This is a genomic window from Candidatus Eisenbacteria bacterium (assembly GCA_016930695.1).
Classification (GTDB): domain Bacteria; phylum Orphanbacterota; class Orphanbacteria; order Orphanbacterales; family Orphanbacteraceae; genus JAFGGD01.
In genome coordinates, this window is the sequence record JAFGGD010000034.1 from 122,241 (window position 1) to 134,946 (window position 12,706).

The 12,706-nt window shown below is 67.6% G+C and carries 14 protein-coding genes; 12 read left to right on the top strand and 2 right to left on the bottom strand.

The genetic code is table 11. The annotated features are described in order from the left end of the window. The first annotated feature begins 75 nt into the window (after positions 1-75). From JW958_08015 to JW958_08025, 3 genes are read left to right on the top strand one after another with little or no spacing between them, the layout of a single operon-like run. Complete coding sequence (locus tag JW958_08015) at positions 76-915, top strand: FAD binding domain-containing protein (GenBank protein ID MBN1826196.1); 840 nt, start codon at positions 76-78, stop codon at positions 913-915. After that, entirely contained in the window at positions 915-1,394 is a 480-nt protein-coding gene (locus JW958_08020; protein MBN1826197.1) for a (2Fe-2S)-binding protein, read from the top strand. The genes JW958_08015 and JW958_08020 overlap by 1 nt, the downstream gene beginning before the upstream one ends. Further along, complete coding sequence (locus tag JW958_08025) at positions 1,391-3,757, top strand: molybdopterin-dependent oxidoreductase (GenBank protein ID MBN1826198.1); 2,367 nt, start codon at positions 1,391-1,393, stop codon at positions 3,755-3,757. Before JW958_08020 ends, JW958_08025 begins: the two co-directional genes overlap by 4 nt. Positions 3,758-3,847: 90 nt before the next feature. Here JW958_08025 and JW958_08030 read toward each other — a convergent pair whose 3' ends face one another. After that, positions 3,848-4,408: a flavin reductase family protein gene (locus tag JW958_08030; protein ID MBN1826199.1), complete on the bottom strand. Its 561-nt coding sequence runs from the start codon at positions 4,406-4,408 to the stop codon at positions 3,848-3,850. A 224-nt stretch (positions 4,409-4,632) separates the two neighbouring features. Between JW958_08030 and JW958_08035 the strand changes: the two genes are divergently transcribed. Genes JW958_08035 through tatA form a run of 9 tightly spaced genes read left to right on the top strand, consistent with a single transcriptional unit; the run spans position 4,633 to position 10,758 of the window. After that, a complete protein-coding gene (locus tag JW958_08035) occupies positions 4,633-5,868 on the top strand; it encodes an aminotransferase class I/II-fold pyridoxal phosphate-dependent enzyme (GenBank protein MBN1826200.1) in 1,236 nt (411 codons plus the stop codon). Further along, complete coding sequence (gene folK, locus JW958_08040) at positions 5,865-6,362, top strand: 2-amino-4-hydroxy-6-hydroxymethyldihydropteridine diphosphokinase (GenBank protein ID MBN1826201.1); 498 nt, start codon at positions 5,865-5,867, stop codon at positions 6,360-6,362. Before JW958_08035 ends, folK begins: the two co-directional genes overlap by 4 nt. 7 nt (positions 6,363-6,369) lie before the next feature. Continuing rightward, positions 6,370-7,017: a deoxynucleoside kinase gene (locus JW958_08045; protein MBN1826202.1), complete on the top strand. Its 648-nt coding sequence runs from the start codon at positions 6,370-6,372 to the stop codon at positions 7,015-7,017. Then, positions 7,014-7,850: a 3-methyl-2-oxobutanoate hydroxymethyltransferase gene (gene panB / locus JW958_08050; protein MBN1826203.1), complete on the top strand. Its 837-nt coding sequence runs from the start codon at positions 7,014-7,016 to the stop codon at positions 7,848-7,850. The genes JW958_08045 and panB overlap by 4 nt, the downstream gene beginning before the upstream one ends. Then, positions 7,847-8,731: a pantoate--beta-alanine ligase gene (locus tag JW958_08055; GenBank protein MBN1826204.1), complete on the top strand. Its 885-nt coding sequence runs from the start codon at positions 7,847-7,849 to the stop codon at positions 8,729-8,731. The genes panB and JW958_08055 overlap by 4 nt, the downstream gene beginning before the upstream one ends. After that, positions 8,728-9,471: an NTP transferase domain-containing protein gene (locus tag JW958_08060; protein ID MBN1826205.1), complete on the top strand. Its 744-nt coding sequence runs from the start codon at positions 8,728-8,730 to the stop codon at positions 9,469-9,471. The genes JW958_08055 and JW958_08060 overlap by 4 nt, the downstream gene beginning before the upstream one ends. Then, on the top strand, positions 9,464-9,988 hold the full coding sequence (locus JW958_08065) for an HIT domain-containing protein (GenBank protein ID MBN1826206.1): 525 nt from the start codon (positions 9,464-9,466) through the stop codon (positions 9,986-9,988). Before JW958_08060 ends, JW958_08065 begins: the two co-directional genes overlap by 8 nt. A gap of 10 nt (positions 9,989-9,998) precedes the next feature. Continuing rightward, positions 9,999-10,526 (top strand): LytR C-terminal domain-containing protein, encoded by a 528-nt coding sequence (locus JW958_08070; GenBank protein ID MBN1826207.1) that lies wholly within the window; start codon positions 9,999-10,001, stop codon positions 10,524-10,526. Positions 10,527-10,530: 4 nt separating this feature from the next. Next, complete coding sequence (tatA, locus tag JW958_08075) at positions 10,531-10,758, top strand: twin-arginine translocase TatA/TatE family subunit (GenBank protein MBN1826208.1); 228 nt, start codon at positions 10,531-10,533, stop codon at positions 10,756-10,758. An 84-nt stretch (positions 10,759-10,842) separates the two neighbouring features. Here tatA and JW958_08080 read toward each other — a convergent pair whose 3' ends face one another. Beyond that, positions 10,843-12,645, bottom strand: coding sequence for a peptidyl-prolyl cis-trans isomerase (locus tag JW958_08080; GenBank protein MBN1826209.1), 1,803 nt, complete (start codon positions 12,643-12,645; stop codon positions 10,843-10,845). Positions 12,646-12,706 lie beyond the last annotated feature (61 nt).

A 12,706-nucleotide genomic window follows, 5' to 3' on the forward strand; every position in this document is an offset into this window, starting at 1 on the left:
GTGGAAGAAGGGTTCCTTTGAACGGAAAAGAATCCCCCAAGTCCCCGTTATGGGCGGACGAGCAAGGAGGGGCGGATGGCGATCGAGACATACCTGCGAGTCGATTCGGCGGAAGAAGCGATCCGCCGCATGACCGAGCACGCCGGGAGGGCCCGTTTCCTCGCCGGCGGAACCGACCTGCTCACCGGAAAGCCGCCGGACGTGGTTATCGATATACGCGGCCTATTGAGCGGCGTGCGGCGCGACGGAGAGGACATGGTGATCGGGGCGACCGCCACGATCACCGAGATCGGCGAGAGCGAGGAACTCGCCCGGGCGGACGGCGGTCTTCTCCGCTCCTGCACCCGGGTCTTCGCCCACTGGCAGATCCGGAACGCCGCCACCTTGGGCGGCAACATCGTGAACGCCGTGCCCTGCGCCGACCTGGTGCCGCCCCTTCTCGTCCTCGACGCACGCTGCGTTCTCGTCGGCCCCGAGGGTTCCCGCGAGGAGCCGCTCCGCAGCCTCTTTCTCGGGCCGAAGGAGAGCGCGGTCGGCGACCGCCTCCTGACGGAGGTTCGTTTTCGCGTCCCCTCGCCGGGAACGCGGAGCGCCTTCCTGAAGGTGGGCGTAAACGACGAGGGGCTCGCGGTGGTCAACGCCGCCGTTCTCCTGGAGATGGACGGTAAGACGTGCCGGCGCGCCCGGCTCTCCCTCAATTCCGTGGCTCCCACGCCGATCCGGGTCGACGAGGCGGAGAAGGAACTGGAGGGGGGACCGATCACCGAGGAACGGATCGAGCGGGCGGCGGAGATCGCCCGCGGCGTGGTTCGTCCGATCAGCGACCAGCGCGCCGGCGCGGAGTACCGGACCCACATGAGCGCGGTGTTGACGCGCCGCGTGATCCGGATGGCGCTGGAAGGAGGGGAGGCGTGATGAGCGGCATGGACCTGCACCTGACCGTGAACGGCGACCCCGTGGTCTTCCGGATCGAACCGGGCGACCGTCTCGCCGGCGTGCTCCGCCGCGAGGGATATTTGGGCGTCAAGATCGGCTGCGGCACCGGCGATTGCGGAAGCTGCACCGTTCTTCTGAACGGCGATCCGGTGGTGAGCTGCCTGTTCCTCGCCGCGCAGGCGGAAGGGGCGGAGGTGACCACCGTGGAGGGGCTCGCCCGGGACGGAGATCTGCACCCGCTCCAGGAGGCGTTCCTCAACGAAGGGGCGGCGCAGTGCGGTTTCTGCACCCCCGGGATCCTTCTCACCGCCAAGGCGCTTCTCGACCGGAACCCGGATCCCACCGAAGCGGAGGTCCGGGGGGCTCTCTCCGGCAACCTCTGTCGGTGCACCGGTTACGTGAACATCGTCCGCGCCGTGCTCGTGGCCGCGGAGAGGATGAGAGGGGGGACGGCATGAGCGACCGGAAAAACAGCGTGGTCGGCCGGAACCTGTGGAAGGTGGACGGCATCGACCTGGTCACCGGCGCGCCGGTGTACACGGACGATTTCTTCGAGGAGGGGATGCTCTACGGCAAGATCCTCCGCAGTCCCCACGCCCACGCGCGGATCCGTAGCATCGACGTAAGCGCCGCGCGGGAGATGGAGGGGGTCCACGCCGTTCTCTGCCACGAGAACGTGGTGGCGAATCCCGACCCGGACCGCCCGGACCTGTTCGAGAGGATCCCCTACACGTCGGCGGGGCAGGATTTCCCGGAGCCCTCGCCGCTGGACATCTTCCTCTTCGACCGAAAGGTGCGTTACGTGGGGGACCGCGTGGCCGCCGTGGCGGCCGAGAGCGAGGAGATCGCCGCCGAGGCGCTTCGCCGGATCCGGGTCGACTACGAGGTGCTCCCGCCGGTGTTCACCGTGGAGGACGCCCTCCGCGAGGGGGCGCCGGTGATCCACGACGAGAAAGATTCGACCGGCGCGGAGGACGCCTCCCGCAATCGAATCGGCAGCATCGACGTGCAACTCGGCGACACCGAGGCGGGCTTCGCCGAAGCGGACCTGGTCGTCGAGGGAACGTATCAGACCCAAAGGATGCAGCACGCCCAGATGGAGCTGCACGTGGCCATCGCCACTTTCGACGGCGACGGGCGGCTCGTGCTCATCAGCTCCAACCAGGTCCCCTTCCACGTGCGCCGTCATCTCGCCCGCGTGCTCGGCCTTTCCATCGGCCGGGTTCGGGTGATCAAGCCGCGGATCGGCGGCGGCTTCGGCGGCAAGCAGGGGATGATGGTCGAGGAGGTGGCGGGCGCCCTCGCCCTCGCCTCCGGCCAGCCGGTGCGGGTCATCACGAACCGGTTCGAGGACCTGAACATGGTCCGCGTGCGGCACCCGATGACGGTCACCGCCAAGGTGGGGATTCGGGGAAAGGAACGGATCACCGCCATGGAGATCGACGCCAAGGTGGACGGCGGGGCCTACGGCGCGCACAGCACCACCGTGCCGACCAACACCGGGAATAAGAACCTGCCCCGTTACCGCTGCGCGAACGTGCGATTCCGTTACGTCTCGGCCTACACGAACCTGGTGCCCGGCGGCGCGATGCGCGGCTACGGCACCACCCAGGGGGCTTTCGCCCTGGAGAGCGAGATGGACGAGGCGGCGGAGAAGCTGGGCATCGATCCGGTCGAGCTGCGTCTCCGCACCACCGTGCGGGAGGGGGACACCGACGAGGTCTCCCCGCACATGTACGAGGCGAAAATCGAAGCCGCCGAGCCGAAGGGATGGCCGATCCACAGCTGCGGGCTTCCGCAGTGCCTCGAGCGGGGCGCCGAACAGTTCCGCTGGAAAGAGCGGCGCGAGGCCTACGCGAAGCACAACGCCGCGAATCCCGTGGTGCGCAAGGGCGTGGGGATGTGCTGCCTCTCCCAAGGGAGCGGCGTGGCGAGCATCGACTCGGCGAACGCCACGGTGAAGATGAACGAGGACGGCTCGGTCACCCTCTTCACGGGCGCGGCGGACCTCGGCACCGGCGCCGACACGGTGATCGCCCAGATCGTGGCGGAAACCCTCGGCATCGACCTGGACGAGGTCACGGTTTACTCGGGCGACACGGACCTAGTTCCCTTCGATTCCGGCGCCTACGCCTCCAGCACGAGCTATATCAGCGGCGGCGCGGCGCTCAAGGCGGCCCAAATGGTGCGGGACGACCTGCTCGCCCTGTCGGCGGATCTGATCGGCGAGCCCGCTGAAGATTTGGAATTGAAGGACCACAAGATGGTTTCCCGCAAGACCGGCCGTTCCGTTCCCATCCGGGACGCGGCGACCCACGTGGTGTACAAGAAGAAGGTGATGATCAGCCGGACCGCGTCGCACACGTCGCCGGTCAGCCCGCCCCCCTTCGCCGCGGTCTTCGCCGATGTGGAGGTGGACACCGAGACCGGCGAGGTCCGCGTGAAGGAAATCCTCTCCGCGGTCGACGCGGGGACCATCCTGAACCCCAACCTGGCCCTCGGCCAGGTGCACGGCGCGATCCACATGGGGCTCGGCCTGACGATGAGCGAGGAGAATCTCTTCGACGCCGAGGGGAGACCGACGAAGAAGGGCCTGATGGATTACAAGACCTTCCGGGCGGGGAACATGCCGAAGCTGGAGACGATCCTGATCGAGACCTACGAGCCGACGGGACCCTACGGGGCGAAGGCGATCGCCGAGATCCCCGTGAACGGCCCGGCGCCGGCGATCGGCAACGCGCTCAAGTTCGCCCTGGGCGTCCGGATCCGGCGTATTCCCTTTACGCCCGAAAGGATCCTCCACGCCCTCGGCAAGATCTGATCGAGGAAATCCGGCCGTTCCCGGAGGAGCGGCGCGAGGAGAACGCAAGGGCCCCGGATCCGTTCCGGGGCCCTCTTTTTTCGCGGAGATTCAGCCCGCGTCGGGGCGGTCCATGAAGAAGAGGTCCCGGGTGCGGCAGTAACCGGCGCCGCCCATCCTCCCGATCGCCCGGAGCCGCTCCTGGTCGACGGCGCCCCGCCGCCACAGATCATCCCGCACGTGGAAGAGGAGGATCACGCCGAGGACGATCCCCACCGGTATCCGCGGGTCGCCCGCGCGGATCACCCGGTCGAGGCGGCACTCCATCCGGATCGGCGCTTCGGCGACGCCCGGCGGCTGCACCCTCTCCGAGGGGACCGGCGTCAGACCGGCCGCCTCGAACTCATCCACCTCGGGCGGAAAATCGCCGGAGGCGAGGTTCATCGCCTCGGCGATCGCTTCATCCACCGTGTTCACCACGAAGGCGCCCGTTTCTTCGATGTTCCGGAGCGTGTCCTTCGGGCCGCCGGGGCGGGAGGCGATGGAGACGGCCACCGTCGGCGGCGTGGCGGAGACGCCGCTGAAGAAGCTGAAGGGGGCGAGATTGCGGGCGCCGCCGGCGTCCACGGTGGAGAGAAACCCGATCGGCCGCGGCACGATACAACCGGTCATCAGACGGTAGCGCTCGTTTCTCCTCAGCGGTTCCGGATCGATGATCACGACGTTCTCCCCGGCGGCGGGCGCACCGCCTTTTCGACGTCAGCATAGCCGATCGGCACCCCTCGCCCAAGCCTTTCCGGCCCCTTTCCCTTGACACCGGAGCGAGCCGGTGGATACGCTGATCTTCGCCTCGAAACCGGATCGAACTCGCCCTCCCTTCGACAGAGGATGGACTGTTGTCCCGTTCCTCCGACAAGCCCGAGCGACCCCGACCCCTCCGTCGCCCCATGCTGATCGAAAAGGCGGATCGGATCCACAGGCTCGCCGTGGATCCGATGGAAGAGCTGGAAAGGGCGAGGCGGCGAGCCGAGCGGCGGGGCTTCACGGTGATCGACTTCACCGGCGCCGATCCGGACGTTCTCCTTCCGGAGGGAGCGCCGGAACCGGAAGGGGGAGGGACGCTCTCCTCCTCCGCGATCCGGCGGGCCGTGGCGGAACGCTTCCGGGCGGAGCGCGGGGTCCGTCTCGACCCGGAGAGGGAGATCCTACTCCTCCCGCACGCGCGGGACGCCTTCCGTCTTTTCGCCCTCGGTTTCGTCGATCACGGCGAGGTCGCGCTTCTTCCCGATCCCGGCGATCCGGCCTACCGGGCCGCCACGACGCTGGCCGGCGGGTGGCCGATCGGTTTCCCCCTTCACGAGAGCAGGCGCCACCTTCCCGGCCTGGACCGGATCGAGCCGGAGGCGGCGCGCCGCGCCCGGCTCCTCTTCATCGGCTACCCCGCACGCCCCCTCGGCGCCGCGCCGGAGCGCCCCTTCTACGACGAACTGGTCCGCTTCGCCCGCAGGAACAACATCGTGGTGGTTCAGGACGCCACCCTCGCCGGAGCGGTGGCGCCCGGGGAAACGCCGGCCGGCCTCCTCGATCATCCCGAGGGGCGCGAGCTCGGGGTGGAGGTGCACGACCTCGCCCCCCTCTTCGACTGCGGCGGCTGGCGGCCCGGTTTCGCCGCCGGCAACAGGGAGATGCTCTTCGCGGCGCGCACCCTTCTCGATCGTTTTCCCCACCCGCCCCTCCGCACGTCGCTTCCCCTTTTCCGCCGCGTTCTCGATCTGCCCGAGGAGGAACGGCGACGCGTGGAGGCGCTCTTCCGGTCCCGCGTCGACCGGGTGACGGAGGGGCTCGCCTCTCTCTCCTGGGAGGTGGAGCGGCCGAGGGCCGGGCATGACCTATGGGTGCGCGTCCCCCAGGGCACGCACTCGATGCGTTTCGCCTCGCTTCTCCTCCGGCGCGCCGGCGTGGCGGTGCTCCCCGGCGCCCTCTTCGGCGAGTTCGGACACGGCCACGTCTTGATCCGTCCCAACCGGGACGAGGCGTCGATCGATGAGGCGCTCGACCGCTTGCGCCGGATGCTCCCCGCGCGCCGACGCGTCTCGGAGTGGTTCCGCCGGAGGAGGGAGCTGCTCGGGTGAGCGTCGTCCACCTCGGCCTCGGCTCGAACCTCGGGGACCGCGCCGACCGCCTCCGCCGCGCCCTCGGCGAACTCGCCGCGGAGGGGTTCCGCCCCGACCGTCTCTCCTCTCTTTACGAAACGGAGCCGCGAGGGCCGGTGACGGACCAGCCCCTCTTCCTGAACGGCGCGGCGAGGGGCCTTTTCGACGGGGAGCCGAGGGAGCTGCTGGAGGCGGTCCGGCGCGTGGAGTCCCGTCTCGGCCGCCGCCGCCTCGTCGATCAGGGGCCTCGCGCCATCGACGTGGACATCCTCTACTTCGGGAACCGCGTGATCGACGAGCCGCCGGACCTGGTCGTTCCTCACCCGGAGATCGCGAATCGCCGATTCGTGCTCGTTCCCCTTGCGGAAATCGACCCGAACCTGTTACACCCGGTCTTGAAAAGGAGTCAGAGGGAGTTGCTCGCCTCCACCGAGGATCGCGGCGGCGTGCGCATGCTTCGAGGGGAGTGGTAGAACGACGATGGAGCACCGTTACATCGCGGTGGAGGGGCTGATCGGGGTCGGCAAGACCACGCTCGCCCGCTCGATCGCGGGAAGGCTGGGCGCCACCCTGAACCTGGAGGTCGTGGAGGAGAATCCTTTCCTTAAAAAGTTTTACGACGACATACGGTCCTACGCCTTCCAGACGCAGGTCTTTTTCCTCCTCTCCCGGTTCCGGCAGCAGCAGCAGCTTGCGCAGATGTCGTTGTTCTCGGAGCGCGTGGTGGGCGACTACATCTTCGCCAAGGACCGGATCTTCGCGAGCATCAATCTGACCGACGACGAGATGGTGCTCTACGAACGTCTGATGGAGGTGATGGAGAAGGAGATCCCCAAGCCGGACGTCGTGATCTATCTGCGGGCGGGCGTGCCGCTCCTGATGGAGCGGATCCGGAAGCGCGGGCGCGCCTTCGAATCGAGCCTGACACCGGACTATCTTCAGGTTCTCCAGGAGGCGTACAACTACTTCTTCAGCCATTACACGAGCACACCCTTGCTCACGGTCGACGCGAATCGAACCGATTTCCTCGGCGATCCTCGGTTGCTGGACGAGCTTCTCGACCAGCTCGCCCGGTTGAAGAGCGGGGTGGCCCATTTCGTACCCCGGCGGGAGGGCAAAGGGAGATGAGCGAAGCGGAACGAAAGAAGGTGACCGTCCGGACGTTGGCGCGCTTGAAGCGGCAGGGCCGGAAAATCACCATGCTCACCGCCTACGACTATCCGACCGCCGGCATCCTCGACCGGACGGGGGTGGACGTGATCCTGGTGGGGGACACCGTCGGCATGGTGGTGCTCGGCATGGAGACCACTCTGCCGGTCACCATGGACGAGATGATCCATCATTGCGCCGCCGTGGCCCGCGCGCGTCCCCGAGCGCTTCTCGTCGGGGACATGCCCTTCCTCTCTTTCACGGTGAGCGTGCGCGACACGGTCCGGAACGCCGGACGCATGGTGAAGGAGGGAGGCGTGGAGGCGGTCAAGTTGGAGGGAGGGCGGGCGATGATCCCGATGGTGCGCGCCATCGCCCGCGCCTCGATCCCGGTGATGGGGCACCTCGGCCTCACCCCCCAATCGATCCTCCGTTTCGGCGGCTATAAGGTGCAGGGAAAGCGGCGGGAGGAGGCGGAACGCCTGGTCGACGCGGCGCGCGGCCTGGAGGACGCGGGCTGTTTCGCCATCGTCCTCGAGGCGATCCCCGCCGACGTGGCCGCGCGGGTGACGGAGCGCGTTTCCGTTCCGACCATCGGCATCGGCGCCGGACCGCACTGCGACGGCCAGGTCTTGGTGACCCACGACCTGCTCGGCGTCTATGAGGAAAGACCACCCCGGTTCGTCAAACGCTACGCCGATCTGCGGGGCGAGATGACGCGCGCCTTCACGGAGTACGTCCGGGAGGTGCGGGAGGGTGTTTTCCCCGCGGCGGAGCACTGCTACGAATCGGAGGAGGAGAAGGAAGGTTGAGAGGCGAAGCGACTGCGGCGCGGACAGCGCGCGAGCTGCGGACTCTCCTCGATCCGATGCGCTCGCGGGGTGAGCGGATCGGTTTCGTTCCCACCATGGGCGCGCTCCACGAGGGGCATATGAGTCTGGTGCGGGGGTCGATGGAGGAGTGCGACCGGACGGTGGCGAGCATTTTCGTCAACCCCGCCCAGTTCGGCCCCGGCGAGGATTTCGATCGCTACCCGCGCGACGAGGAAACGGACCTGGAGAAGCTCCGCGGCGCCGGCGTCGACCTGGTCTTTCTTCCGTCGGAGGAGGAGATCTACGGCTGCGGTTTCCGCACCTTCATCGAGGTGGAGGGGATTTCGGAGCGGCTCTGCGGCGCGGTTCGGAAGGGTCATTTCCGGGGGGTGGCGACCGTGGTGTGGAAGCTGCTCGCCCTGACGAATCCGGAGCGGGTCTACTTCGGCGCCAAGGACGCGCAGCAGCTGGTGGTGATCCGGCGGATGGTCCAGGACCTGGGCGGGCCCTGGACCGTGCGCTCCCTGCCGACGGCGCGCGAGCCGGACGGCCTAGCGCTCAGCTCCCGCAATCGGTACCTCGGCGCCGCGGAGCGAGCCGCCGCGCCGGCGCTTCACCGCGCCCTCGCCGAGGCGAAGTGGCGGATCGAGGGAGGGGAGAGGGAGACGGCGGCGGTGGTCGCCGCGGCGACGGAGACGCTGGCGGCGGAGCCCCTCGTCCGAGTCGAGTACGTGGAGGCGGTCCGCCTCGCCGACCTCGAGCCGCCGGACCGGTTGGAGGGGGACCTGCTGCTCGCCGGCGCGATCCGGATCGGGAAGACGCGGCTCATCGACAATCTCTGCCTGCGCGTCGGGGAGAGCGTGGAGGAGATCCTGCCGTGACGGAACGCGCGGCGGTGGTCCTCGCCGCGGGCGAGGGGACCCGCATGAAGTCCAGCCTCCCCAAGGTGCTTCACGACCTGGAGGGGAAGCCCCTTCTGGCCTGGGTGCTCGACGCCGTCGTCGACGCCGGCTTCGAGAGGACGATCGTCGTGGTCGGCCACGGCGGTGATCGGGTGCGCGAGGAGATGGCGGGCCGGGATGTGGAGTTCGTCTGGCAGAGGGAGAGGAAGGGGACCGGCCACGCCGTGATGCAGGCAATGCCGTCGCTCGAGGGTTTCGAGGGAACGGTGGCGGTTCTCTCCGGCGACGTGCCTCTCGTGCGCGCGGCGACGATGCGGGCGATGGCGGAGCGGCACGAGGGGGAGGGGGCGGCGGCGACGCTGGTCACGGTCCGCGTGGAGGACCCGACCGGATACGGACGGATCGTCCGGGACGGGGCGGGGCGGGTGGCGCGGATCGTGGAACAGAAGGACGCCGACGAGGGGGAGCGGCGGATCGACGAGATCAACGCCGGAACCTACTGTTTTCGGGCCGCCCCTCTGTTCGAGACGCTCCCGAAACTCGGCGCCGACAACGCCGGCGGCGAGTACTACCTCACCGACACGATCGGCGCGTTCGTGGAGCGCGGCCTTCCGGTCCTCCCGTTTCCGGTGGAGGACGGTTGGGAATTTTTTGGAATCAACACGCGGGAACACCTTCGCCTGGCCGCCCTGCGGCTCCGGGAGAGTTCCGATGGATAGACTGTGGGCGACCTGGCGCATGCCTTACATCGACACGCTCAAGGAGGAGGAGAAACAGAAGAAGTGCGGCTGTTTTCTCTGCGAGAAGCCGAAGGAGAATAAGGACGAAGAGACCTGCATTCTTCTGCGGGGCGTGAAAACCTTTGTGATCCTCAATATGTTTCCCTATAATCCGGGCCACCTTTTGATCGCCCCTTATCGGCATGTCGGCACCTTCCATGGTCTGGATGATGAGGAGCGCCGGGAGATTCTGGAGCAGCTCGCGCTGATCGAGAGGGCGATGGGAGAGGTGTTCGCGCCCGACGGCATCAACATGGGCGTCAACATCGGTCGCGCCGCGGGCGCCGGCGTCCCCGGGCACATCCATTTTCACATGGTCCCCCGCTGGCAGGGAGACTGCAATTTCATGCCCGTGCTTTGCGACACGAAGGTGATCCCCCAGGGGATCCACGATGTCTGGCGCCGTCTCCGTGAGGCGCTGGTCCGGATGGGCGAAGAGGCGGAAAAGGAACGTTAGGGGGGAGAGGATGGCGCGCGGCGGTCGAAAGAAAAAGAAAGCGCCCCGGCGGAAAGCGAGCCCCGCGGAGCGGTTCGGAAGGGCGGCACAGCGGTTCTTCATCGCCGTAACCGCCCTCGGCATCGCCGTGTATCTGCTCCCTCTTTCGAGCAGGATGGTGGAGGAGAACGCCGACGATACCGCTTCCTCCGCTCCCGTTGCCGGCGAGATCAAGGTGCAGGTGCTGAACGGCTGCGGCGAGCCGGACATGGCGCTCCAGGTCGCCCGCTATCTGCGGACCAGGGGCTGCGATGTCGTGGAGATGGGGAACGCGAACCACTTTCACTACCGGAACACCCGGGTGGTGGCCAAGTCGGGCGTTCCGGAGATGGCGCGCCGGGTCCGGGACGCCCTCGGCGTGGGAGAGCTCGCGTCGGATCCGGACAGCACACTCCTGCTGGACGTGACGGTTTTAATCGGTGCGGACTGCGTCCCCTTCCCGCCGCTCGGCGCCGAGCGGGAAGAGGATCCCGAAAGCGACGACGGCGACCGGAGGTGAGGACATGGGTTTGGGCGGAATCGGATTCCAAGAACTCCTGATCATCTTTCTTCTGGTGCTCCTGCTTTTCGGCGCCAAACGGATTCCCGAAGTGGGGAAGGCGCTCGGCAAGGGGATCCGGGAGTTCAAGCGCGCCTCCAAGGAGATCCGGGCGGACGTGGAGGTGGAGTCCCGTGAGGAGGAGGACGGCGACGACCGTACGCCTCCCGATCGGGAGGCGCCCAAAGGCTGAGGAGGGGGCGTGAACCGGTGAGAAGGAAAAGGCCGTCCGCGTCGCCGCGGACGGCCTTTTCCTTCGTGATCGGAATCCGCGGGGCTAGCCCTGGTCCGACTCCTCCTTCGGTCGAAAGTCCTCCACCTTCGCCTGCTCGCGCTGCTTCGCCAGCCAGTCGTTGAAGACGGCTTCCTGGCGCTGCGCCAGCAGCGAGTGGAGGAGCATCGGCCGCTCCGCCTGGTACCGTTCCTCGTCCACGGGGTGGATTTCTTTTTGCTTCAGATAGAAACTGCCCGACTCGGTGTCGACCGGGCCGATCGTTTCCCCCGCCGGTCCGGCGAAGGCGGCGAGGATCAGTTTGAGGTCCGCGCCCACGCCGGGAACGGAGCCGGCGCGGGAGATCAGGCTCGCCTCGCGCACCTCCCGCCCGGCGCGCCGCGCGATGGTCTCCAAAGTGGCGCCGCGGCCAGGATCGCCGGCGTAGCGGGACGCTTCCTCCCGGGCGATCTTGAGTCGCTCGTTTCGTTTCACGGACTGGACCACCAGGTCCCTCGCCTCCTCGAAGTCGGGGACTCGCGAGGAATCGCGCCGGGCGAGTTCGAGCACGTAATAGGTCTCGTCATGGAAGAGGGGCTCGCTCACGTCGCCCGGCTCGCCCATGAAGGCGAACACGTTCCCCGCCTGGAAGACGCCGATGCCGGGGACGACGGTCCCCTCCTGGAAGAGGCCGGTCCTTTCCACCGGGAGATCCCGTTTGGAGGCGGCCTCGGCGATGCCGGTATCCTTCGCTTCATCATAGAGCGCCTGCGCGGTGGTGCGGATCGACTCCAGCGTCTCGCCTCCCGCCTCGAGGTTCAGGAAGATCTGCCGCAGGTGAACCTCCTCGTTCCGGCCCGAGCCGGTCCGTTCCACCAGCTGGACGATCTGATACCCCGCCTCGCCGGGGATCACGTCGCTCACGCCGCCCACCTCGAGACCGAAGGCCTGCTCCTCGAGTTCCGGCGTCATCTGCCCGCGGGAAAAGGAGCCGATGTCTCCCCCCTGTTTCGCCGTGGGTCCCTCGGAGTAGTAGCGCGCCAGGTCCTCGAAGGGCGTTCCCTCCCGGTGGCGTTCCAGGACCTCCTCCATCCGGCGCCGGAGAAACTCGCGGTCCGACTCGGTGGGAACGACTTCCAGCGCGACATAGGCGAGTTCCGCCCGCTCCGGCATGCGGTATTCGCTCTTGTGTTCGTCGTACCAGGCCCGGAGCGCGCCGTCGTCGATCTTCGGTTCCCGGTCCTCGTACTCCCCGGGGAGGAAGGCGACGAAGGAGAAGTCGACCGTTTCGCTGCTTCGCACATAAAGATCCCGAAGCTCGCCTTCGGTGACCCGCGCCGCCGCGGCGACGCGGGCTCGCAGGTGTTCCATCGGCAGCTGTTCCCGGAAATATTGCTCCAGCCCGCGCCAGTCCATGGTCGGATCGTCGATGGCTTCGCGGTATTTCTGGTAGTCGAAGCGCCCGTCGGTGAGGAAAGCGTCCGCCCGCCTCAGGAACTCGGGCGGGTTTGTGCGGATCGCGTACACGATTTCCTCGTCGGAGACCTGGTAGTTCTCTTTCTCCAGGCGCTCGTCGAGAATCGCCTGGTTCACGAGGCGATCCCAGGCCCTCTCCTCCAGGAGGCGGGACACGGCCGGCAACACCGGGATGTCGCTCTCCCCGCGGAAGGCGTTCATCTCCTCGGTGAAGACCTGCTGGTAGAGCCGGGCCGAAAGCTTGCGACCGTTCACCTTGCCGATCACTCCGGATTGCGCGCCCTTCTGGGGGGATTGCAGGTCCATTCCCCAGACGGCGAAGATCAGGCCGACGAAGGCGGCGATCACGATCCAGAGAACGATCTTCGTGTTCTCCCGCATCTGTTTAAGCATAAAAATCCCACTCCTTGTTTCCGAATCCCCGCGCCCGATTCGGGGCGGGCGAGACGTCTCG

Coding starts and splice junctions, on each gene's coding strand:
- JW958_08080 (MBN1826209.1), bottom strand. CDS start 12,645: ATGCTTAAACAGATGCGGGAGAACACGAAGATCGTTCTCTGGATCGTG.
- tatA (MBN1826208.1), top strand. CDS start 10,531: ATGGGTTTGGGCGGAATCGGATTCCAAGAACTCCTGATCATCTTTCTT.
- JW958_08030 (MBN1826199.1), bottom strand. CDS start 4,408: ATGACCGGTTGTATCGTGCCGCGGCCGATCGGGTTTCTCTCCACCGTG.
- JW958_08045 (MBN1826202.1), top strand. CDS start 6,370: ATGGAGCACCGTTACATCGCGGTGGAGGGGCTGATCGGGGTCGGCAAG.
- JW958_08070 (MBN1826207.1), top strand. CDS start 9,999: ATGGCGCGCGGCGGTCGAAAGAAAAAGAAAGCGCCCCGGCGGAAAGCG.
- JW958_08025 (MBN1826198.1), top strand. CDS start 1,391: ATGAGCGACCGGAAAAACAGCGTGGTCGGCCGGAACCTGTGGAAGGTG.
- panB (MBN1826203.1), top strand. CDS start 7,014: ATGAGCGAAGCGGAACGAAAGAAGGTGACCGTCCGGACGTTGGCGCGC.
- JW958_08015 (MBN1826196.1), top strand. CDS start 76: ATGGCGATCGAGACATACCTGCGAGTCGATTCGGCGGAAGAAGCGATC.
- JW958_08065 (MBN1826206.1), top strand. CDS start 9,464: ATGGATAGACTGTGGGCGACCTGGCGCATGCCTTACATCGACACGCTC.
- JW958_08020 (MBN1826197.1), top strand. CDS start 915: ATGAGCGGCATGGACCTGCACCTGACCGTGAACGGCGACCCCGTGGTC.